The 21645-nt window shown below is 62.0% G+C and carries 18 protein-coding genes; 11 read left to right on the top strand and 7 right to left on the bottom strand.

The window, feature by feature from the left end; all coding sequences use genetic code 11:
* The first annotated feature begins 26 nt into the window (after positions 1 to 26).
* Genes JIN84_RS02615 through JIN84_RS02630 form a run of 4 tightly spaced genes read left to right on the top strand, consistent with a single transcriptional unit; the run spans position 27 to position 3538 of the window.
* Positions 27 to 944 carry a DUF6607 family protein gene (locus JIN84_RS02615; RefSeq protein WP_200349451.1) on the top strand — a complete coding sequence of 306 codons (918 nt, stop codon included), beginning with the start codon at positions 27 to 29 and terminating at the stop codon, positions 942 to 944.
* Positions 945 to 967: 23 nt separating this feature from the next.
* The gene (locus JIN84_RS02620; protein WP_200349452.1) at positions 968 to 1609 is read left to right on the top strand and encodes a hypothetical protein; all 642 of its coding nucleotides are present in this window, start codon (positions 968 to 970) and stop codon (positions 1607 to 1609) included.
* Positions 1602 to 2732, top strand: coding sequence for a hypothetical protein (locus JIN84_RS02625; RefSeq protein ID WP_200349453.1), 1131 nt, complete (start codon positions 1602 to 1604; stop codon positions 2730 to 2732). The genes JIN84_RS02620 and JIN84_RS02625 overlap by 8 nt, the downstream gene beginning before the upstream one ends.
* On the top strand, positions 2729 to 3538 hold the full coding sequence (locus JIN84_RS02630; RefSeq protein ID WP_200349454.1) for a type II secretion system protein: 810 nt from the start codon (positions 2729 to 2731) through the stop codon (positions 3536 to 3538). The genes JIN84_RS02625 and JIN84_RS02630 overlap by 4 nt, the downstream gene beginning before the upstream one ends.
* 18 nt (positions 3539 to 3556) lie before the next feature.
* On the opposite strand, the gene JIN84_RS02635 is transcribed toward JIN84_RS02630, so the two are convergent.
* Positions 3557 to 5122 carry an NAD(P)/FAD-dependent oxidoreductase gene (locus JIN84_RS02635; RefSeq protein ID WP_200349455.1) on the bottom strand — a complete coding sequence of 522 codons (1566 nt, stop codon included), beginning with the start codon at positions 5120 to 5122 and terminating at the stop codon, positions 3557 to 3559.
* Positions 5123 to 5216: 94 nt separating this feature from the next.
* Between JIN84_RS02635 and JIN84_RS02640 the strand changes: the two genes are divergently transcribed.
* Both JIN84_RS02640 and JIN84_RS02645 read left to right on the top strand, forming a co-directional pair.
* Positions 5217 to 6488 (top strand): NAD(P)/FAD-dependent oxidoreductase, encoded by a 1272-nt coding sequence (locus tag JIN84_RS02640; RefSeq protein ID WP_200349456.1) that lies wholly within the window; start codon positions 5217 to 5219, stop codon positions 6486 to 6488.
* Between the two features lie 52 nt (positions 6489 to 6540).
* On the top strand, positions 6541 to 7200 hold the full coding sequence (locus JIN84_RS02645) for a 3-keto-disaccharide hydrolase (RefSeq protein ID WP_200349457.1): 660 nt from the start codon (positions 6541 to 6543) through the stop codon (positions 7198 to 7200).
* 4 nt (positions 7201 to 7204) lie between these two features.
* Here the strand turns inward: JIN84_RS02645 and JIN84_RS02650 are convergent, their stop codons facing one another.
* On the bottom strand, positions 7205 to 9940 hold the full coding sequence (locus JIN84_RS02650) for a helicase-related protein (protein ID WP_200349458.1): 2736 nt from the start codon (positions 9938 to 9940) through the stop codon (positions 7205 to 7207).
* 151 nt (positions 9941 to 10091) lie between these two features.
* Here JIN84_RS02650 and JIN84_RS02655 point away from each other — a divergent pair, with 151 nt between their 5' ends.
* Positions 10092 to 11546, top strand: coding sequence for a type IV pilus twitching motility protein PilT (locus JIN84_RS02655; protein ID WP_200349459.1), 1455 nt, complete (start codon positions 10092 to 10094; stop codon positions 11544 to 11546).
* A 49-nt stretch (positions 11547 to 11595) separates the two neighbouring features.
* A complete protein-coding gene (locus tag JIN84_RS02660; RefSeq protein ID WP_200349460.1) occupies positions 11596 to 12972 on the top strand; it encodes an RNA polymerase sigma factor in 1377 nt (458 codons plus the stop codon).
* Between the two features lie 42 nt (positions 12973 to 13014).
* On the opposite strand, the gene rimO is transcribed toward JIN84_RS02660, so the two are convergent.
* The 4 genes from rimO to JIN84_RS02680 form a co-directional block, all read right to left on the bottom strand.
* A complete protein-coding gene (gene rimO, locus JIN84_RS02665; RefSeq protein WP_200349461.1) occupies positions 13015 to 14418 on the bottom strand; it encodes a 30S ribosomal protein S12 methylthiotransferase RimO in 1404 nt (467 codons plus the stop codon).
* A 194-nt stretch (positions 14419 to 14612) separates the two neighbouring features.
* Positions 14613 to 15257 (bottom strand): hypothetical protein, encoded by a 645-nt coding sequence (locus tag JIN84_RS02670; RefSeq protein WP_200349462.1) that lies wholly within the window; start codon positions 15255 to 15257, stop codon positions 14613 to 14615.
* 86 nt (positions 15258 to 15343) lie between these two features.
* Positions 15344 to 16615, bottom strand: a complete 1272-nt coding sequence (locus tag JIN84_RS02675; RefSeq protein WP_200349463.1) for a hypothetical protein — start codon at positions 16613 to 16615, stop codon at positions 15344 to 15346.
* Positions 16616 to 16687: 72 nt separating this feature from the next.
* Positions 16688 to 17536, bottom strand: a complete 849-nt coding sequence (locus tag JIN84_RS02680) for an SMP-30/gluconolactonase/LRE family protein (RefSeq protein WP_234043152.1) — start codon at positions 17534 to 17536, stop codon at positions 16688 to 16690.
* Between the two features lie 93 nt (positions 17537 to 17629).
* Here JIN84_RS02680 and JIN84_RS02685 point away from each other — a divergent pair, with 93 nt between their 5' ends.
* Together JIN84_RS02685 and JIN84_RS02690 are read left to right on the top strand one after the other, a co-directional pair.
* Positions 17630 to 18625: a CPBP family intramembrane glutamic endopeptidase gene (locus JIN84_RS02685; RefSeq protein ID WP_200349464.1), complete on the top strand. Its 996-nt coding sequence runs from the start codon at positions 17630 to 17632 to the stop codon at positions 18623 to 18625.
* A 34-nt stretch (positions 18626 to 18659) separates the two neighbouring features.
* Complete coding sequence (locus JIN84_RS02690; protein ID WP_200349465.1) at positions 18660 to 19367, top strand: ComF family protein; 708 nt, start codon at positions 18660 to 18662, stop codon at positions 19365 to 19367.
* A gap of 20 nt (positions 19368 to 19387) precedes the next feature.
* Here JIN84_RS02690 and JIN84_RS02695 read toward each other — a convergent pair whose 3' ends face one another.
* Positions 19388 to 20359: a CPBP family intramembrane glutamic endopeptidase gene (locus JIN84_RS02695; protein WP_200349466.1), complete on the bottom strand. Its 972-nt coding sequence runs from the start codon at positions 20357 to 20359 to the stop codon at positions 19388 to 19390.
* A 143-nt stretch (positions 20360 to 20502) separates the two neighbouring features.
* Here JIN84_RS02695 and JIN84_RS02700 point away from each other — a divergent pair, with 143 nt between their 5' ends.
* A complete protein-coding gene (locus JIN84_RS02700) occupies positions 20503 to 21612 on the top strand; it encodes a tetratricopeptide repeat protein (protein ID WP_200349467.1) in 1110 nt (369 codons plus the stop codon).
* Positions 21613 to 21645: the final 33 nt, after the last annotated feature.

Below are 21645 nucleotides of genomic sequence, written 5' to 3' on the forward strand. Positions count from 1 at the left end.
CGGACTCCGGCATGGTCTTCGGCGTCATGCAACGCCGTATCCTCTCCATTCTTCTCGCCAGTGCCACCCTCGCGCTCGCCGCTCCACCTGAACAAGATCGTCAGGCTATTTTGAAAATGGCGGGAAACTTCAAGGTCACCTTCGACTTTGAGGAAACCTACCCCATCGCTCCGGACTACAAGCCGCTCAGCAAGAAGTATCACGAGGAAGCCGTCGAGGTGGTTGCCGTGGCGGAAGACACGCCGGAGCGCATCACGCTCCAGCACCTGCTGGTGGTCGGCACCGCCGAGAAGTCCCGCGTCATCAAGCACTGGGCCCAGATCTGGACCTGGCAGGACACCCGCATCCTCGACTACGCCGGCAGCGAAGGAGTGGACGCATGGGAACGCGATACCGTCACCCCGGAACAGGCCGCGGGCAAATGGTCGCAACTCGTCACCAGCGTGGACGACACCCCGCGCTACGAAAGCCTCGGCAAGTGGACACATGAGTTCGGCGAATCCTCATGGATCAGCGAGCCCACCCGCCGCCCGCTGCCACGCCGCGAGTACGAAGCCCGCGACGACTATGATTATCTGATCGTCCTCAACCGGCACACCCTCACCCCCACCGGCTGGGTCCACGCCCAGGACAACCAGAAGGTGGTGGACCGCGACGGCAAGAAATTCGTCCTCTCCCGCGAAACCGGCTTGAACCAGTACAACCACACCGATGACGCGCTCGCCGCGAAAGGTAGCGACTGGTGGAAGGAAAATTCAACCGTCTGGAACTCGATCCGCAACTTCTGGATCGATGCCGGCCAAAAGGACGGCGCGAAATTCACCTACCTCACCACCACCGGCGGCGTCGGCCTGAGCAAGAAGTTCAACGAGCTGGAAAAGGAAAAACCCGCTCCGGACGCCATCGTCCAGGCCCTGACCCCCTACCTCTCCTCAGCACAATAATTTCCAATAGATAGAACAGTAACATGAAATCACTCGCTCTCCTCCTCGCCCTTTCCGCCCCCGCGTTCGCCGCCGTCACCTACACCCTGCCGGGAACAACCGAAAGCGGCACATGGACGTTCAATCGCACCAATTATCCGGTCGCCACCTATAACGGCGAATTTCCAAATGCCGCGAATCCATGGGGTGCCCCCGCAGCGGTCAGCAGCGGATCTTCCAGCGCGCTCCTCAACAAGGTGAGCGGCAGCAGCGCCTACATGGCTTCCGGCGGATTCATGTACACCGCCGGGACTTCATCCAGCTTCACCCTTTCCGACAGCAGCCCGCTCGCCTCCCTGGCAACCATCGTTTTCCAAGGCAAGATCAGCGATGATTTCTCGGGGGCTCCGACTTTCAGCTACAACGGCGGAACCCAGGCTCTCGCGGCCGATTTCACCACCGTCTGGACAGCCGCCGGATATCCCGACCGTGCGTGGCAATGGGATCTCACCGGCATCTCCGTCCCGATCACCAGTTACGAAATCAACTTCACCGGCCACTTCGCGGCCAATTCGTTCACCCTGGATGCCAGCGACACCTTCGCCCAAGTCATCCCGGAGCCCACCTCGGCATTGTTGGGATTCGCTGCCCTGAGCTTCACCTGTATCCGCCGTCGTCGTGCATAAATCGTTTTTGTCCGCACGCGTGAGCGTGCTCCTGCTGCTCGGTGCCACCGGCCTCACGGCCGCTGGCACCGGGCCTTTCTCCTCCCAGGCGCAGTCCCCCACGGCCGACCTCTGGATGTATCCGAATGCCAACAATTTGGGCGGCGGAGGCACGGCATCCACGTTCACCGCGTTGCCGACCGTCTATAGTCCGCCGGAGGAAGACCGTCTCGCGCAATTCGTCGTCCGGTTCAACACGGTGGCGGCGGGCATCCCCGCCGGACTGGGAGTCGACAATTATGATGTCTCCCGGATCGCCTTGACCTGCATTCTCACGGCAGGGGGAATCCGCTACGACGCCACGGAAGACCCGCGCTCGTCTTACGGACCAGGATCGACAGCGGACCCCGACGCGGGTCGTCCTCTGGAAGTCTATGGCACCGGTTTCCGGAACAATTTCACCGCTGCGACGTTCACTGAAAGCTCTGCTTTCGGTCCCAAGACGGCCGGCGGACGGAACGCCTACGCCATGAGCTACACCCCCGCCGGAGTGGCGCGGGATGTCAGTAACAACGTGACCGGTGGTTTCGATTCGATGCCTTGGGCGATCGGTAAAATCCAGACCCGGCCATTCAATGGCGGGGCATGGACGCAGCTCGCTCCCGGTGCGATGGTCCCGGATGATCCGAATCTGCTGATCGCCGCGGTATTCGAACTGAACACCACCCTGCCCGGAGTCGCGAATTATGTGAAAACATCGCTCAACCAGGGCTACATCTGGCTGACCGTCAGTTCGCTCCATTCCACCGAGCAACAGGCGTTCAGCGGATTTCCCCAGTTCTATACCAAGGAAAACGCGGAACATGCGCTCTTCGGGTTCATGGCTCCCTCCTTGAACGTCACCTATTCCCTGCCCGTCAAGGTGATCACCTTTTCCAGAAACGAAACGGCGCAAACCGCCAGCATCACCTGGAACGGGTCACCCGGCTATAAATACACGGTGGAAAGATCCGAGACGATGGCGGTCGGAAGCTGGACGCCGGTCCATAGCGTCACTCCCACGAGCGCCGGCAACCTGAACTGGTCCGGAAGCAGCCCCTCCCCCAAGTCGTTCTACCGGATATCCCGCATAGTCAAACCATGAAACACCGTTCCCCAGGATTCACACTGGTCGAGCTGCTGGTCACGATCACCGTCACGATCTCATTGGCCGCGCTCGGCATGCTCGGCTACCGCAGCGCGAAGGAGAAAGCCAAGTCCATCGTGGAAATCAACGCCGCGAGAAACCTGATCACGGGCTACCTCGGTTATGCCGCGGACCACAGCAGCCAGGTGATGCCGGGGTTCAAGGCCGACCCGGATGCGATGAACCTGAAGGGAGAGCTGATGGCTTTCCCGATGAACGCCCGTTATCCCTACCGGCTGATGGCGAACGTGCCGGCGATTGACGGCATCATCTTCTACAATGGTAACGAGGGGCTCCTGCACAAGGAGAACAACGATTACGAGATCAGCCTCAGGCCGAACCTCGGCATCAATGCAGAACTGGTGGGCGGCAATTTCGGCTCGGCGTCCGCCTTGCTGAACGCCGCGCAGACCCGGCTCGTCTCGGTCTATGGAAAATATTACCTCTCGCATCTTTCCGAAGCGGACGATCCCAGCAAATTGATCGTTTTCGCATCCTCCCGCTATACGAAGGACGAACCGGGTTATTTCGAAATCAAGCCGCCCAACATGACCGCCAATGTCTGGAGCAGCGATAAATTCGAGAAGGAAGGAACAGCCTCCAAGCACGGCTATGTTGACTTCCGCTGGAGCGGAAAGGCGGTCTGCGCGATGTTGGGCGGAAATGTCGAGCTGCTGGATGAGGAACAGATGCGGGACATGCGCCGCTGGTCCATCCAGGCGTGCCGCGCGAACGACGAGGATTTCCGGATCAGCAGGCAATAGATGCTGTTCCGGAGACGGTCACTCCGCCGCGACTTCGGCGGCGGGGGTTTCCCGTTCCGGTGTTTCGGTGGGATCCCCCCAGCTCCGCCAGCCTTCCCTGAGCTCGAGGGCCATCCACTTCGCGAGCATCGGGAAAAACGTCAGCATGTTTCCGCGGTTCAGCTTGAAGCCGGGGATGAGGCAGCGGTTCAGCCTGTTGCTTTTCCCCAGCCTGCCCTCCTTGCGGCGGCGGCGGGCGATCTGGGCGAAGCGCCGGTTGTAGGTGCCCATCAAAGCAGCGAAGAGCTTTCCACTCGGCGGGGAAAACGGAGGGAAATGAAGCGCCGTCTCCCCCATGTTGAACGGCACCTCGACGACTCCCCAATAGTAAAGTCCGAGGTCCATCTGGAAGGCGAGGCTCATGAGGTCGTATTCCCCCATGTACTCATATTTGTCCTTGTAGAGCGAGGTGAACCAACGGCGGTGGCTGATGGCGAAATCACGGTTGTATTTTTCATAGGTCGCCGGGGTGTTCAGCCCCTTGCGCTGTTGCGTGATGAGGTTCGCGGCGCTGCTGGTGGTGAATGAAATCCAGTCCATGCCAGGGCTGTAGAAGGGATCCATGAACGCGGCGGCGTCCCCCACCAGCACGAAACCATCCCCGGCGAAGGTGGTGCTGTAGTAGGCGAGGTTTTTCCGCCAGAGCTGGTCGTCCTCGTGATAGGTCGCGTCCTGGATCATCTCCCTGCCCACGGGATGCTCCATGAGAAACGCCTTCACGCGCTCGCCGATGCTGCCGCCGTCTTTCGGGAAATCCACCAGCCGTTGGTCGAACACCACCCCCACGCTCACGTCCCCACCCTTGAGCGGAATCCACCAGCTCCACCAGCCGTCGCCGATGACGTGGTTCGTCGCGGTGTTCCGGGTGCCGTAGACGGCCTTGGACCATTCCGGAAATTTCAACGCCAGCTCACGGCTGTCCCAGTCCTTCACCCCTGTCCACCGGGACCACGCGGCGGCGGTGGGGTGCTCGGTGTTCGACTTCCACCAGCCTTCCTTGCGCGCGAGCATGGCCGCGAGGCCCGACGCGTCCACGATCCAGCGGGCGGTGGCGGTCTGGCGTTTGTCACCATGGCGGATTTCCATTGTCTGATCGCCGCCCGGGTTGAGCTGGATTTTTGAAACGGTGGCCGGGCGCAGGATCATGGCACCCGCCTCCCCCGCGCGACGCAGGACCTCCTCGTCGAAGGCGGCCCGGTCCAACTGGAAGGAAGGAATGCGGGACAGGTATTTCGCCCCCAGCTCGCTGGCCTCGCCGAGAGACTTCACGTCATCATTCCTGAACCAGAAACGCAGCCCCTGTTTCACGAGATGTTTCTCATTCAGATAGGAAGTCATGCCCAGCACGCGGCACATGAAATAACCGCTGATCTCCACCGTCGCCTCGCCGACACGGCGCGAAAGGCGCTCGGTTTTTTCAACGATGAGCACCCGGATTCCCGGATTCTGCCGCATGAGCAGGGTCGCGGTGGCCGCCCCTGAGAGAGCCCCACCGATCACGACGACATCATAACTCGCGGACTCCGGGAAATCTTCGGTATTCATTGTCACGATCCTTCGCTTGATCGGGAGGAAATGCAACTCCGGGAGTCAAACAAGCGGTTGCGCGGAAATCAGGATTCCTCCACATTCCCGCCACATGCCCGCACCCGCCACCTCCGACACTCACTGGGACGTCATCATCATCGGCGGAGGTCCTGCGGGATCGACCGCCGCGACGACGCTCGCACAGGCGGGGAGACGGGTGCTGGTGTTGGAAAAAGCGAAATTCCCCCGGTTCCATATCGGCGAATCATTGTTGCCCTACAACCGCCGGATCTTCGATGACCTCGGGGTCTGGGAAAAAATCGCGGCGGAAGGCTTCACGAAAAAACGCGCCGCGCAATTCGTCATGGGAAACGGCTCGCGTGCCAACCGGCTGGATTTCTCGAAGGGCGCTTTCACCAAATATCCCGAGGCGGTGCAGGTCGAGCGCTCCAGGTTCGACGACATCCTGCTCCATCACTCGCGCGAGAATGGTGCCGAAGTCCGCGAGGAAAGCACCGTGCTGGAACACCGCGTGGAGGCCGGCAGGGTCGTCATCCGCTACCGCGCGGCGGATGGAGCCGAGCAGGAGATCACCGCTCCCTATCTGATCGATGCGAGCGGACTGCACAATTTCACCGCGAACCGTGAGAAGCTGCGCGAATATTATCCAGGCCACAAGAAGATCGCGATTTTCAGCCACTTCTCGGGAATTGACATGCCGACAGGCGAGGAAGAGGGGGACATCCTCATCATCCGCCGCGAGAAATCGTGGTGCTGGATGATTCCCCTTGCCCCGGACAAGACCAGTGTCGGCCTCGTGATCGATGCGGCGGATTTCAAGGCGCTCGGGAAAAAACCGCAGCAGGTGTTCGACGAGGCGGTGGCGGACACCCCGGTCATCCGCAAGCGTTTCCGGAACGCGGAAATGAAGGAGGAACTCCATGTCATCGTGGATTTCTCCTATAAAAACCACACGCTCGTCTCTCCCCGGGTGGTCCGCGTGGGCGATTCATCGGGTTTCATCGACCCCATGTTTTCAAGCGGAGTGCTCCTGGCGATGACCAGCGGCCAACAGGGAGCGCAAGTCATCCACGAGGCGCTGGAGACGGGAAACGCCCTGACCGCCGGGATGAAGCGCTACGAGAAGGACAACCGCAAGCGCATCGCGATCTACTGGGAGTTCATTGAAAATTTCTACAAAAACCACTTCGCGCAGATCTTTTTCCAACCCTACAACCGCTGGGGCATGGTGTGCTCGATCAATGCGATCCTCGCGGGCTGCACCTCGCCGCCATTCGCCGTCCGGTGGCGGCTGCGGGTGTTCTTCCTCCTCGCATGGCTGAACAAGCACGTGCCGGTGGCGAAGCGGATCAAGATCAGTTAGACCACACCACGTTTTCCCTTGAAAGCCCGGGCGGGAAAGACAACTTGGGTGGATGAATCCAAGCCCGCGTTTTTCGTTCCTCACCCTTGTCTCGGCGCTCGCATTTCCGACCGCCTCCACCTTCGCCGAAGTACCGGCCGCGAAGACCCCTCTTTTCAACGGCAAGGACACCTCCGGCTGGGTCTCCCACCTGAAAGGTGACGCGCCCGCGGACCAGACATGGTCGGTCAAGGACGGGCTGCTCGTCTGCACCGGCTCCCCCGCCGGATTCCTCCGGACCGAGAAAAGCTACGAGCAATACAAGTTCACCGTGGAGTGGCGTTTCACGAAACCCGGCAACACGGGTGTCGTCGTCCACATGACTCCGCCGGACGCTGTCTGGCCGAAGAGCATCGAGTGCCAGGGCATGAACAAAAGCCAGGGTGATTTCTACCTCTGGTCCGGCGCCACCGCGAACAACACCACGCCGCTCACCGGCAAGAATGGCGAGATCCGGGGTTACCGCATCGGACGCGCCGGAGAGGACGCGGAAAAACCCGCCGGCGAGTGGAACACCTTCACCGTGATCTGCGACAAGGACGCGGTGACCATCCTCGTCAACGACAAGGAAGTGAACAAGCTCACCGGCGCGAACATTTCATCCGGCTTCATCGGCCTGCAATCGGAAGGTGGCGCGTTCGAGGTGAAGCAGGCTGTCATCGAGCCGTTGTGAAGCCTCAGGCGGGAGGAGACTTCCAGATCAACCGCACCGCGTCCAGACGGACGCGGGCGTTCCCGATCACGTCCGCCAGTTCGGCTTCCCTCGCTTCCAATGCGGCGATTTCCTCCGGGCGGATGTGATCATTCACTTCCGCCAGATCACGGAGACGGGCGATCTCCGCAGCCATTTCCGACCGCATGCCCAGAAGGGCCTCGGCGACGATGGCATGGCTTTTCGTGGTCCCCAGATCACGCGCATGATCCAGCATGGCCGGAAGGAAGTGCCGTTTCACCTTGTCATTCCTCAGCAGGGCGGCGGCATCGCCTTTGCGGAGTGGCGGTTTTCCGAATGCCGGGTTGTCCGAGTGATCCGTGCCCTTGTGATCCACCATCACACGGAGAGGGGTCTGCGGAAGGAACCGCTCCACATGGAGGCGCGCCGGGGCCACGCACTCGACGACGAGCCACGCTTCCAACAGGATGATCTTTTCTCCCACGGAATCCCACACGCCGAAGCTGGCATTCCCGGCCTCCGATCCCAGCATGAGGTCCAGCGCGCCACGGACCATCGGGTGATCCCAGGTGAGGAACGCCTCCTGCTCACGCTCCAGCGCGCGTTGGCGGTCCAACGTCACGCTCAGCCCCTCGGCCGGCAGCGCGGGGAAGGCGTCGGACTTCAGATTGCCCGGCAGCAGGAAATAACGGCGTCTGCCCAGTTCCTCGATGTGCAGTCCCGAATGCTCGAACAACCGCATCAGGAAATCCTCGAAATCCTCGTCCTCGTCCCACCCGCGGATCTTCTCCACCAGCCACGCGGATCTGGCGGGGCGATGTGAACTCCGCTCCAGCAGACGATCCTGCCCGCGCGCGAGGCGTTCGGAAATCCGTTTCCGGCAATCAAGCGTCCTGCGGATCAGTTCGTCGATCCCCTCACGCTCGCCGATGGCTTCTTCCAAATCAAAACGCAATTCACTCTGGATTTCCGCCGCACCGGGCGGGCTCGCGCGGAAAGCATCCAGACCTTCCTCCAGCCAACGCATGCGGATTTCCTCATCCGTGCCGGGCAGGCAAGGCACGTGCACCTGGATCGTGCCTTTCTGGCCAATGCGGTCGAGCCTCCCGATCCGCTGCTCCAACAAATCCACGTCCTCCGGCAGGTCGTATAAAACAAGATGTCGCGCGAACTGGAAGTTCCGTCCCTCGCTGCCGATCTCGGAACAGACGAGAACGCGGGCACCTTCCTCCTCGGCGAAAAACGCGGCGTTCCGGTCGCGCTGGAGCAGCGTGAGGTCCTCGTGGAAAAGCACGCCTTTCACCCCCGTGGCGGAGGTGATTTCCTCCAGCACCTCTTCCGCCAGTTCGCGGGTCCGGGTGATGACGAGGATTTTTTCCTCCGCGAGCGTGCCTAACAATCCGGCCAGCCATTTCAACTTGTCCTCCACCCGCGCGATGCGTGGCTCGCGCGTCGGGAAGCCACCGAGCTTGGCACGGGTGTTGCGGAACATCACCCGACCGACACCGAAACCATCCAGCAGGTCCGAAATCAAACGCTCGCGCGCCCCCGGTTTCCCGTCCGTATATTCCGCCACCCGTTGTTCCAGCCGTGGCCTGCCGGAAACAAGATCCCGCAAGCGGGAGGCCGGCACCCCGGTCTCTTCCGTCGTGGAGAGCGATTCCACCACCTCCGCAACTTCCTCATAGTGCAGCGTTTCACGCCGATACTGTTCAAGATCGGTGTAGCGGTCCGGATCCAACAACTTCAATCGGGCGAAGTGTCCCTCCGGCCCCAGTTGTTGAGGTGTGGCTGTCAGCAGCAGCAGGCTCTCCGTGGTCTCCGCCAGACCGCGCACCACCTCATACGCCGGCCCGGCGGCCTCGGGTGTCCATTCCAAATGATGCGCCTCATCGACGACCAGCACATCCCACCCGGCTTCGATCGCCTGCGCCGCACGCTGTTCGTTCCCCGACAGAAAATCCACCGCGGCCAGCACCCATTGGCTGTCGAGGAAGGGATTGCATTCCGGGTCCCCATACTCGATCGCCTCGCAGCGCGCCTCGTCAAACAGACTGAAGGAAAGCTGGAAACGCCTCAACAACTCGACGAACCATTGGTGGACCAGAGGCTCCGGGACAAGGACCAGCACCCGCTCGGCCCGCCCTGTCAGAATCAGCCGGTGCAGGATCAGACACGCCTCGATGGTTTTTCCCAACCCCACCTGATCGGCCAGCAGTACACGGGGTTTCGGACGGTTCGCCACCTCATCCGCGATGAACAACTGGTGGGGAATCAGGTCCATGCGGGCACCCGCAAGGCCACGCACGGGCGAGCGGCGCATGTCAGCCCGGCGGCGGAGCGCCTCGCCCCGCAGGTCGAAGTCCGCGGGTTCATCGAGCTTGCCGCCGAAAAGTCGGTCCTGCGGTTTGCTGAAACTGATGGAGTCGGATAAATCCGATTCGCTGATTTCTGAGGAAGCCGTCTCGTAGATGATCAATCCGCCCTGCTCGCGGACGCCGGTGATCTCCACCTCCCCGCCGGAGCGGATCCTGACCTTGTCCCGGGCGGAAAACCGGACGCGCCGCAGCGGCGCGGTATCGGTGGCATAGATACGGGTCTCGCCCGCCGCCGGAAACCGGATTTCCACGCGCCCGTCGCCACTCCCGCGGATGATGCCGAGGCCCAGTTCGGGCTCGCCATCGCTGACCCAGCGCTGCCCTCGCGTCCATGCGTTCCGACTTTTTCCGATCTCCTCCATCTTGCCACAACGAACGGGTTTTATCGGGAAAAGGGAAGTGCAAAGGCGGAACTTGCAACGAACGGCGCCACCGCCTGGAAAGACTTACAAACCAAACCCGGGACCGGTGGTTTTTCATACGGTGGTGTGGTGACCCACCGAACGAAATACCATGGCGATCATTGACACATTCTTGAATCTGATGGTGGAAAGACGGGCGGAAAGGCTGGTGCTTGTTTCGGATCGAACCCCTTTCCTGTTGATGAACGGACAGTCGATCGAGCTTTCCATGCCCCCGCTGCGCGAGGACACGCTGCGACGCATTTCCCAAGAAATGATGGGCGAACAGGGAGGCAACGAGGGAAAATTCCGGGCCGCGAACCTGGCGGAATTCGGTTACCGGATCCAACCGGGAGGTCCGGAATGGAGGATCGATGTCCATACGCTGGGCGATGTGCCGAAGGCGGACCAGCCGGTCGAAGACCCCCTGACCCAAAAGGTGGCGGACTTCGTCCAGCCATCACCCAAAGAAGCAGCCATGCCGGAGGAAACCAACCCTTCGCCGGGCAGGCCGGACCCGGAACTGATCTCCATTCTCCACCAAGCTCTCTCGCAGAACGCCTCGGATCTGTTTCTTTCCTCCGGCAAACCGCCGCGCATCCGCCAGCATGGCGTCATCCGTCCTCTCGATTCGCCGGCACCGGGCCTCCGGCAGATTCTGGCGATGATTCCAGACGAAGAAGCCCGCCGGGAACTCGAGCGGTCCGGCAGTGTCGATTTCGCCGTCCGCTGGGAGATGCCGGACGGCCCCCGCCGCATCCGCATCAACGTTTTCCGGCATCTGGACGGTGTGGCCGCCGCGCTGCGCCCCATCCGCAGGCGGGTGCCACAGATCTCGGAGCTTTCCCTACCGGGTGATTTCCAGCAGCTCGCAACGTTTCCAAACGGCCTCGTGCTGGTGACGGGTGTCGCGGGGGCGGGGAAATCGACCACCCTGGCGGCGTTGGTCGACCACCTCAACCGCACCCGGCCGAGACACGTCATCACGATCGAGGATCCCATCGAATACGAGCATCAGGAAATCCAGTGCATGATCCACCAGCGGCAGGTGGGCGGAAATGTGGAGAGTTTCGCAGCCGGTCTGCGGGCGGCGCTGCGGGAAAGCCCGGATGTGATCCTGCTCGGTGAAATGAGGGATCATGAAACGATTTCCGCCGCTCTCACCGCGGCGGAGACCGGGCATCTCGTTCTTTCCACGCTCCACGCCGGAAGCGCATCGACAGCGGTGAACCGCATCGTCGATGTGTTTCCCGGCCACCAGCAGACCCATATCCGTTCGCAACTGGCACTGTCCCTGCGCGCCGTGGTATCCCAGCGGCTCATTCCCTCCCGCACCGGAGGATTGGTCCCGGCGGTGGAAAAGCTGATGGTCACCCCCGCCGTGGCCAACGGGATCCGGGAAGGTCAGGACCATTTCATGCGCAACGCGATGCTGACCGGAGGCGAGGAGGGAATGGTCACGCTGGAGCGATCTCTCGCGACCCTGGTGCGGGACCGGCTGATTGATCGGGAAACCGCCATCCGCACGGCGGTTGATCCGAAGCTGCTGGCGCACTTGTTGGAATAACCATTCCTTTTCCTGTCCGATTTCCCGGCGGGCGGCTACTCATGATAAAGTGAAAGCCCGAACCGACTCCCAATTGCTGCACGACTACTCCGAACGCCGCTCGGAAGCGGCTTTCGCCGAGCTGGTGAGACGCCACATCGATCTCGTGCATTCCGTGGCACGCCGGTTGGTGAATGATCCGCATCGTGCGCAGGATGTCTCGCAAGGCGTTTTCGTCGCCTTGTCGAAAGACGCGGCACGCCTGATGGATCACCCCACCTTGTCGGGCTGGCTGCATCGGACGACGCGGAACATCGCCTCCCAGACCGTCCGCACGGAGGTGAGGCGGAGCAATCGTGAACATCAGGCCGCCACCATGAACACCTCTTCCGAATCCGAAGCCTCGTGGGAAGCGATCTCTCCTTATCTGGACGCCGCACTGGATGAGCTGAACGCTTCAGACCGCGACGCCGTTCTGCTGCGTTATTTTGAAAACAAGCCCGCACAGGAAATGGCGGCGATCCTTGGCACCAGCCCGGAAGCTGCCCAGAAACGGGTGAACCGCGCTGTCGGACGACTGCGGGAAAATCTCGCCAAACGCGGGATCACCGCCGGAACCGCAGGACTGGCGGGGGTTATCTCCGCCAATGCGGTGCAAGTCGCGCCGGCGGGCTCGGCGGCGGGCTGCACCATGGCGGCGCTCGGCGGAACTTCCGCCACCGTCATCACCCGGGTTCTTACCATGACAAACCTGAGAAAATGCCTGATTCCCGGGACCATCGCGGCCATCACCGGAACGGTGATTTATTTGGCGGCCGGTTCTGCAAACCCACCAGGGAATGAGGGCGCATCCCCGACCGCTCCTCCCGCCGGAAAAACAAAAATCGCGAGATCCGGTTCCGGAAATTCGCTGATTGAGGAAAGAAAACGCGTGAGGGCGGAAAAACCACCGGCCGAACGGGAGGATATCGCGAAGATTCCCTGGCCGGAAGTGGTGATGAATTTTCCTCCCGTCGCCGCGGATCCTGCCGAAGATGACGTCCGGTTAGCCTTCGATCTCTATCAGATCATCCGTCGGCAGCCCGCGGAATTGTCCCGGCTGGGCGGCTCCGGCGGACGGATGATCGAGATCGAAGTGCGGGAGGTCACCAGCTCCTGGTCCTCGACTGTCACCCTGCAAAGCGTGGGAGGAAGGATCCTTGCGGATCATGATGGAAAACCCCAGATCGAAAACTGGGGGCGCGGCGGCGGCGGTCATTGGAGTCGTCAGCTCTATCGATACGTGGCAGGCGAGTATAAGCTCGTGCGCATTGACAAGTTTCTGGAATGGATTGAACCCGGCATTGAAAACAATCCGGTCACCGAACCGCCCTTCCTACCCCATGGAGAAGGCGACGATAGGGGCAAGGTGCTCCATTTTGTCGAAACACGGATACCGAAGCCATGAAGGCGCCGAACGGCGCCCATGACTTCCAAACGGCCGCTGCCTTCAGCGCGCCGCCACGAGGTCGTATCCGCGCCAGTCACCGATGGTGATGTCCGCGAATTCGCCGACGGGGATGCTTTCGTCCACCATCACGGAGCCGTCGATTTCCGGGGCGTCCCACTGGGTGCGGCCGACGCCGGGTTGTTCGACGAGGACGCGGACGGCCTTGCCGACCTGCGCCTGGTTCGTCTCGCCGGCGATCTTCTGAAGCTCGGCCATGGCGCGGGACCAGCGGCTCTTGCGGGTGGCGTGGTGGATGTGGCCGTCGAATTTCTCGGCGCGGGTGCCTTCTTCCTTGGAGTAGGAGAACACGCCCGCACGTTCGAAGCGGAACTCGCGGATGAATTCCAGCAGTTCCTGGAAGTCCTCCTCGGTCTCACCGGGGAAGCCGACGATGAAGGTGGTGCGGATGCCGAGACCGGGAATCCCGGCGCGCATGCGGCGCAGCAGGTCGCGGATGTAGTCACCGGTGGTCACGCGCTTCATGGCGGTGAGCATGCGGTCGGAAATGTGCTGGAGCGGGATGTCCACATACTTCGCCACCTTGTCGCACTCGGCGATGGTCTGGATGAGTTCGTCCGACCAATGCGCCGGGTGGGTGTAGAGAAGACGGACCCAGAAGTCTCCCTCGATCTTGTTGATCTCGCGGAGCAGGGTGGCGAGCGATTCGCCCCGGGTGGAATCGACGGGGGAGCTCGGCGTCGGGCGCTTGCCCTCCCACTGGTCCATGCCGAAGTAGGTGGTGTCCTGGGAAATGAGGTTGATTTCCTTCACGCCGGATTTCACCAGCGCCTCGACTTCCTTCACCACGGACTCCTGGGTGCGCGAGCGGTGCTGGCCACGGATCTTCGGGATGATGCAGAAGGTGCAGGTGTGGTTGCAGCCCTCGGCGATCTTCACGTAGGCGAAATGGTCCGGAGTGAGACGCATGCGCGGCGTCGAATAGTCCGGCACATACTGGGGCTTGAGGGTGACGAAGTCGCGCGGATCCTCGGTGGCGGAGGGACCTTCGGTCTTCTGGACCTCGGCGTCGTTTTTCTTACCGAGGAGATTCTCGATGATCGGCGCGACCTTGGTGATCTGGTCGAGGCCGATGAACGCATCCACCTCGGGCATGATGCCTGGCAGGTCCTTGGCGAACCGCTGGGACAGGCAACCGGCGACGATGATTTTCTGGCGGGCGCGGTCCGGATCTTCCGAGCGGTCCTTCACCGCGCCAAAAATGGTGTCGATGGACTCCTGCTTGGCCATGTCGATGAACGAGCAGGTGTTGACGATGATCACATCCGCCAGTTCGGCATCCGGAGTGAGCGACATGCCTGCCTGCGCGAGGTGGCCGATCATGACTTCCGAGTCGATGAGGTTTTTCGCGCAGCCGAGTGAGATGAGACCTACGGTGGTGGACATGGTGGGGAAAACGTTGGGAGTGACTGGTTACAGGGTATTCCGCCGGGGATTTGCAACCAAATAACTCTTTATTGGAAATCCGGCCCGGGCTGGCGGGAAAGGCCACCCGGGCAAATCTCCCGAAGGAAACCGTCGCAACCGACGTGTATGACAGGGATTCCGACGGGGCGATCCGCCGGCCATCTCTGACGAATTCAGTATGGCGGAGGCAGGATCAGTTCGTCGCCCAACTGGGGTTTGACCGTGCCGAAGCTGGCCATCGGGTTGGCGATGCCGCCGTCGGGAGTGACGTCCGAAACCTTGAGCTGGCCGAGGATGCCGGTCTTGCGGCGGATGGCGAGGATGGTGCCGACCTGGACTTGTTCCGGCATTTCGATGGAAAAGGTGACGAAACCTCCGGTGGCGGGATCTTCGATGTATTCGGCGACCTTCCCGATGAGAAGGGCCTCGGAAATCATCCGGGCGCGGCGGAGTTCCACATCCGTGCTTTCGAGTTTTTTCTGGTCGGCGAGAAGCTCCTCCTGGTCATCGACGAGCTTGTCACGTTCCGCTTTTTCCTTTTCGAGTTCGAGCAACGCCTGCTTGCCCTTCTCCATCTGGGCTTTCATCAGCTCGATTTCCGCGGCATTGGATGATGGGGTGGCGGCCTGCCCTTGGAGCTGCTGCATCTGCTTCTCCAGCGCGAGCTTGTCCTGCTCGGCGCGGAGTTCCTTGATCTGGTTCTCCAGACGGGCGAGTTCGTCCGCCGGGGTGTTTTTGACGCCATTGGTCATCCCCTGCCACGAGACGGCAAGTGCCCCGAGAAGGAGCGCGATGGTTGCGCCAAGGAGTAATTTCATCGTGTCCATGGGCGGACGTTGGCTGGCCGGCGGGCGGATGTCAACGTGTTGAGAGGCCGGGTTTGATTCCATGTCGGGCGTCGTGTTCATTTTCCGCGCTGGCGTTCCTGGCGCTCCGCAAGCCGTTGTCGGACCGCATCGGGCACCTCGTTCGCCGCCATCCAGGCGTTCGCCGCGGTGGCATCCCGCTCGAGCCAGTTTCCGAGAGTGCGGCGGTAGGCCTGGTCACGCTCGCGTTCGTCGGCGATGCGCGGGATCTGGTTCGCCGCGGTGGCGGGATCATGCTTGAAGGATTCCTGGACGAAATCCTGGAGCACCCGGTCATTCACATCGTTCGGATAACGCTCCATGAGGGCGAGCGCGACCGCGGGATCGTCATTGGCGGTGGTGCCGATGAGGCCACGCAGGGCGTCCGTGCGGACCTCGCCCGCCGGAAGCTTGTCGAAGGAGGCCAGCGCCGCGACGGAGTCCGTTTTGATCCAGGTGCTGTAGACGTCGTCGATCCGGCGCTGCGCGGCCTCACCCGGGTTCGCGAGCAACCAGGTGACGGTGCCGGCGGGATCCTTCTTGGCCAGCTCCTCGGCCGCGCGGACCATGGCACCGTTCTTCATGACATCATCGGAAATGGAGTCGATCCAGGCATGGGTCGCCGCCACCCCTTGCTGGAGGACATGCGGCAGGATGAAATCCAGCGCTTTTCCACGTGCGCCGGTGTTCGGCATGGAGGAGAGCAGTTCCGTGGCGCGGACCGGATCCGTCGCAGCGATGCCACGGATGACGCCGGGGAGATACGGATTCGGTCCGTCTCCGGTGTGCTGGCTCTGCGCCCAGCGCAGCGCGGCTTCCGGATCCACCGTGGCCCATGTGGTGAGGATCGTGTCCTGGGTGAAGCCGTTCTGGGTGTTGTCCTTGGCAAATCCGAGAGCGGCCAGAGGATCGGCCTGCGCCCATGCCGTCAGCAGCAACGCGTATTCACCGGTCCGCGTGTCGGCGAGTCCCAGCGAGCGGAAGTACTCGACGGCCCCTTCGAACTCGCCCGGACCGAGCTGGTCGAGGTAGGCGAGCAACGCGCGGTTACGCTCCAGCGGATTCTCTCCACGGACAATGGATTCCAGCCGTGCGTGCCGCGCTTCCGCCGTATCCATGCCCTTGCGGTCGGATTTCGTGCCACGGGACGACCGCTTCTCAGCATCTGATGAAGATGAACCCAGAGACGACTGGGAACGCGTCGAGCGGGTCTCCGTCGGGGAGTCCTTGCCAGCGGTCTCGGGAGTCGGAGAGGAAATGCGGCCAGCCATGAAACCGCCGGCGCCGATGAGGACGAGCGCGGCCAGGGTGGTGATGGATGTGGGTTTCATAAAATCAAGGAAGCGGATGGATCAAACAGACTCATACGCCACGTGTTGCGGGATTTGTCAAAAATCTCCCGCTCAACCGGCGAAGGCGTTCGCCTCCACTCCGTTCACGCCGAGGCCGCGAATGACAAAAACCCGCCCGGCGTGTTCCTCGACTTCGGATTTATGCACGCCCGTGGTCACATACAGATCCGCCAGCCCCGGTCCTCCGAACGCGCAAGCCGTCGTCTCCAGGCATGGAAGGTCGATGCGGCGGAGTTCGTTTCCGCTCACCGGGCTGAAGCAGGCGACGCAGGCACCGTGACAGAAGGCGATCCACAGATGCCCCTCGTCATCGATCGTCATTCCATCCGGGGACGAATCCAGATGGGCGGTGGAAACAACCCCGCGCATGTTCCGCAACTGGCCGTCCTCGTAGTCGAAGGCGAGCACTTCCTTGCGAGGGGTGTCGATGTAATAAACCGTGCCGCCATCGGCGGACCAGACGATGCCGTTCGAATTCGTCACCGGCCCGAAGGCCTCATGCAGGGTCAGATCCGGATCAAGGCGATAAAGCCTCGCATCGCCTGTTTTTTTCACCAGGCTGATGGTTCCGGCGAAAAACCGGCCATCGGGCGAACATTTGCCGTCGTTGAAACGATTGTCCGGCTTGTCCGGTTCCGGGTCCGCGATGGCGGTGAGATCGCCCGTCTCCTCATCGAGGAAATACAGCCCGTGGTCGCCCGCGATGACCAGACCGCCGCTCTCGCGCGGGACGACGGTGCCGACGCGTTGGCCGACATCCCAGGACCTCTCGGTTCCGTCCGCACCGAGCCGGTGAACCTTATGGCCCTCGATATCCACATAATAGAGGGCTCCATGCCACCACACCGGGCCTTCGCCCCATTGGCTGCGGGTGTTTCCAATCGGTTCGATGCTGATCATTCCTCAGTTTAAAATAAGGAATGAATCCACACCAAGGCAAAATTCCCGGATTCCCGTGCTTTCATTCCACCCACCCGCTGGCAGAATCCGCCCATGCCCGGCCTGCCCTCCAGCGGCGTTTTGAAAATCTGGCTCTATGCCATCGCTTCGGTCCTGCTCGGCAGCTGGGCCGCGCCGCTTCTTTATAACGCGGGCAAGGCGCTGGCCGAGGTGTCCGAGAGCAAGAACACGAACAGCCCGCTCGAATGGCTCGCCGCCGTCTGCCAACGCACGGAGTTCCCCGAATTTTTCGTGGCAAGCCTGCTGATCGCCGGCGGAGTCCTGTTCCTGCCGTTCTACGATTGGTTGAAATGCGGACGCGGGACGATCTTTGCCAGAAACCCGCAGGCGACTCCGGGCGACATCGGTTCCCGGCGATCGGTCGGCGGATCCCAGGCATGGCGCCAGGGAGCCATGGGATTCCTGATCGTGACCGTGCTTTTCCTGTTCCTCGCCGGCGTTCTCTTCCTCACAGGAGCCCTTCAGTGGAAGGGGCCCGCCAATCCCGTTTTTTCATTTGTCTGGAAAGGATTCGCCACCGCGCTGGGTCTGGCGATTTTGCAGGAAAAGCTTTTCAGAGGCATCGCCTTGGGCACTTTCCTGCGGGCCATGCGTCCGGAGGCAGCCATCGCCATGACGGCGGTTTTGTTCTCGCTCGTGCATTTCCTCAATCCACCGCCGGGGCTGGATGTGGTGGATCCGGATGCATCCGGAGTCGGGTTCGAACTCCTGCGCGCTCTCTTTGTTTCGTTTTTCCACCCCCGGATTTTCCTCATCAGCTTCCTCCCGCTGCTCGCCCTCGGCGGCGTGCTCGCATTCGCCCGCTGGGCCACCGCCTCGCCCGGATTGTCCACCGGCCTGCATGCCGGATGGATTTTCAGCCATATCCTGATCGACGGATTCACCATCGTTCGCGGGAAATCAATTTTCTGGGGATCTGGTGACGCATCCCTGCGGCAGGGCATCGTCCCGCTCGGCTGCATCCTCCTCATTGCATTCCTCGTTTCCAAGCTCACCGCGCCCCGCCATGTCAACGACGCCACGAACTGAACCCCACGGCTGGAGGAAATGGTTGAGCCGCTCGATGGATCTTTTTTATCCACCGGTCTGTGCGGTCTGCCGTGAGATCCTCACCGACGGCCGGGCGCTTTGCGACGCATGCGCTTCGGATCTCCCACGCCTCGCCGCCCCCTTCTGCCAGATTTGCGGCGAACCATTCCAGGGACGCATCGATGGCGAGTTCTCGTGTCCCAACTGCCGCGATTTGAAGTTTTCCTTCGACTTCGCCCGCCCTGCCACCGCACGGGACAAGCGCACGCTGGATATGATCCACCGGCTGAAATACCAGCGGGAGATCCATCTGGCCCGCGATCTCGGCAGCCTCGCCGCCGAGGCGTTTTCAGACCCGCGCCTCGCCCCCGCCCTTGCCGGAAAATGGCCGCTGATTCCGGTTCCACTCCACCGTTCCCGGTTCCGTCACCGGCATTTCAACCAAGCCGAGGAGATTTCGCAGGAGGTTTCCCGCATCACGGGCCTCCCCGTACTGAAGGCCCTGAAACGCATCCGCGATACCGAGCATCAGACCGCGCTCGCCCGGGCACGGCGGCTGGAAAATCTCCGCGGGGCTTTCACCGTCACCCCTGCGGGCGGCAGGCACATCTCCCAATCGCCTGCCGGTGCGGTGCTGGTGGATGACGTGTTCACCACCGGGTCCACGGTGGACGAGTGCGCCAGATCGCTCCGCAAGGCGGGCATGCGCGGCATCGTGGTCGTCACGGTGATGCGTGGATGAAGGGCGGCCCGGGCCGGAGGTCAGGCTTTTGCGCGGGGTTCGAACCGTTTCAGAACGAAATGGCAAACCAAGGCGGTCACCATCAACGTCGCCATCGGGAAAAGCCCCGCCCGCAGGGTATCCCCCACCCCCCATGGGTGGGACGGATGGTTCTCCACCGATCGGTAAAGCAGGTTGAACCCCTTGAACGCCGCGATCCATCCCGCGTGCAATCCGATGGAAAACCACAGCGCCCGCGTCCTTACCCGGGCCATCGCCAGAATCAGCCCGACGACAAACAACGCGGCGAAATCCGTGACAAAGAAGAGAGGCTCGGTGAAGTGATGCAGGATTTTGCCCAACAGCTCGAAGCCCGCGGACATCGACGCCGGGTCCATCACCCCCGCGCCCTCCGGGGGCTTCAGGAAATGGATGAACGCGAAAAACAGGGATGTCAGGAGACACGCCGCCACCGGCCGCGCGAACCGCAGCCACAATCCCAGCAAGATGCCCCGGAACAACCACTCCTCCATCAGCGGCACCACCACCGCCGGCACGATGATTTTCCCGACCACCTTGCCGAATGACACCGGATTGTGCCGCGGAGAATACGCCCCCACCATCTCCAGCAACATTCCCATCCCCCACAACAGAACGCCCGCCACCAGAACCCCCACACCCACCTGCGCCAGCGCCTCCCGCCATGAGAGCCTCGCGCACGAGTCGCAGGTGGAGCTGGCGAGCGCCAGCGCCGCCCTCACCCGGCAGAACAGGAACGGCAGCAACGCCACCGCTGAAATCACCAGCGCCCGGCTGAAATAGCGGCCGAAATCCGAACGGCCGCACGCGGCGCCCAACCATTCCAGGATGCCCGGCAGTTCGCGGGTCTCCGCCGCACGCGCCAGATTCATCCCTGTCTGGTAAAGCCATGGCGAAATCACCGCCGCCATCACCATGGTGGCAACGACCCACAAAACGGTCGCTCCCGCCTCGGATTGGAAAAAACGTTTCAAGTGCGCTATTTTTGAATGCTCCCACTCCACTTGTCCAGAGGTCGTTGTCACAAACCTGCCGTTCCCGCGGGAGCAACGCATCCTCCGAAGGACATGCCGCTGACCGGATTGACAAGCTCATGCCAAAATCACACCTTGCGGCCATGGCCTCACTGAAATCTGATCCGCCGGCTGCCGCACGTCCGCCAGTCTTCGCGATTTCGTGTTGGGCGCTGGCGTTGATGGCATTTTCCCAAATTCTCGTCGCGGGCCTGGCCCTGGCGAAGCGCTATGAAGAATCCCGGGTCCCGCGGGTGGTCGTCAAGGAGGTGCCGAAATACATCACCGTCCGGGTCCCCGTGGTGACCGAGCCGGAAAAGCCGGTGGCTCCGATCGTCTCCCGGCCACCCATGCCCGAACCCGCCGCCCCTACCTTTTCACCGGCTCCCCTGCCCGCTCCCACGCCTGTCGCGGCACCTGCCGTCGGCGATCCGCGATCTGAGAAAATGGTCCGCGAGGCCCGGCAGGCGCGCGTCGCCGGGGACATGGTGCAGGCGATCGTGAAGCTGGAAAACGCTCTCACCCAGTCGCCGGACGATCCGAACGTGCATTACGAACTCGGCCTCGTGCACGAGCAGATGGGCGTGTTCGACACCGCCTCCGCGCACTATGAGAAGGTTTTCCAAATGGGAGTCTCCAAGGCCGGAGTCCTCTACGAGCAGGCCGCCGCCAAGCTGCGCGACGGGTTCGACACGCCATCCGCCATGGGCAAGCTCTCGCTCGGCCAGGTTCTCATGTTCAAGGATCCGAACGACGACGCGGGGGAGAAAGTCACGCTCACCATCCCGTCCCAGAAAGCGCCGGGTGAGGAGCTGGATCTCGACCAGGTCTCCGTCGAAGTCCGCTTCTTCCTGAAGAACGGCAAGGGGGAAATCATCGAGGAGGGCAATGGCAAGGAGTGGGTCACCGAGGAAAAATGGCTGACCCTGCCTTTCGACTATGCCGAGGGTGAGGAGAAGCTGCGCATGGTTTATACCATTCCCCGGCAGAACGTTCAGAACGAGCATCTCTACGGTGAAAGAACCTACTATGGCCAGGTCGTCTCCCTTCTCTACAAGGGCGACGTGGTCGATGTCCGCGCATGGCCGCCGCATCTCGCCGCCAAGGTGGGTCCGCAACCCAATGTGAACTCCGGCGGGCTGCCATCACCAGACACCCTGCCACCGGATTTCGATCCGAATCTGCCGCTTCTCCCTCCCCTCCCCAGCCAGTGATTTTCCCAGCCCCGCCCGTCCGCCGATATCCCA

This window comes from Luteolibacter yonseiensis, from assembly GCF_016595465.1.
Lineage (GTDB): Bacteria > Verrucomicrobiota > Verrucomicrobiia > Verrucomicrobiales > Akkermansiaceae > Luteolibacter > Luteolibacter yonseiensis.

Excerpts from the sequence above, each read along its gene's own strand:
- JIN84_RS02620 (WP_200349452.1), top strand. The coding sequence starts at position 968 with ATGAAATCACTCGCTCTCCTCCTCGCCCTTTCCGCCCCCGCGTTCGCC.
- JIN84_RS02690 (WP_200349465.1), top strand. The coding sequence starts at position 18,660 with ATGGATCTTTTTTATCCACCGGTCTGTGCGGTCTGCCGTGAGATCCTC.
- JIN84_RS02685 (WP_200349464.1), top strand. The coding sequence starts at position 17,630 with ATGCCCGGCCTGCCCTCCAGCGGCGTTTTGAAAATCTGGCTCTATGCC.
- JIN84_RS02675 (WP_200349463.1), bottom strand. The coding sequence starts at position 16,615 with ATGAAACCCACATCCATCACCACCCTGGCCGCGCTCGTCCTCATCGGC.
- JIN84_RS02630 (WP_200349454.1), top strand. The coding sequence starts at position 2,729 with ATGAAACACCGTTCCCCAGGATTCACACTGGTCGAGCTGCTGGTCACG.
- JIN84_RS02645 (WP_200349457.1), top strand. The coding sequence starts at position 6,541 with ATGAATCCAAGCCCGCGTTTTTCGTTCCTCACCCTTGTCTCGGCGCTC.
- JIN84_RS02680 (WP_234043152.1), bottom strand. The coding sequence starts at position 17,536 with ATGATCAGCATCGAACCGATTGGAAACACCCGCAGCCAATGGGGCGAA.
- JIN84_RS02635 (WP_200349455.1), bottom strand. The coding sequence starts at position 5,122 with ATGAATACCGAAGATTTCCCGGAGTCCGCGAGTTATGATGTCGTCGTG.
- JIN84_RS02615 (WP_200349451.1), top strand. The coding sequence starts at position 27 with ATGCAACGCCGTATCCTCTCCATTCTTCTCGCCAGTGCCACCCTCGCG.
- JIN84_RS02655 (WP_200349459.1), top strand. The coding sequence starts at position 10,092 with ATGGCGATCATTGACACATTCTTGAATCTGATGGTGGAAAGACGGGCG.
- JIN84_RS02650 (WP_200349458.1), bottom strand. The coding sequence starts at position 9,940 with ATGGAGGAGATCGGAAAAAGTCGGAACGCATGGACGCGAGGGCAGCGC.
- JIN84_RS02640 (WP_200349456.1), top strand. The coding sequence starts at position 5,217 with ATGCCCGCACCCGCCACCTCCGACACTCACTGGGACGTCATCATCATC.
- JIN84_RS02670 (WP_200349462.1), bottom strand. The coding sequence starts at position 15,257 with ATGAAATTACTCCTTGGCGCAACCATCGCGCTCCTTCTCGGGGCACTT.
- rimO (WP_200349461.1), bottom strand. The coding sequence starts at position 14,418 with ATGTCCACCACCGTAGGTCTCATCTCACTCGGCTGCGCGAAAAACCTC.
- JIN84_RS02700 (WP_200349467.1), top strand. The coding sequence starts at position 20,503 with ATGGCCTCACTGAAATCTGATCCGCCGGCTGCCGCACGTCCGCCAGTC.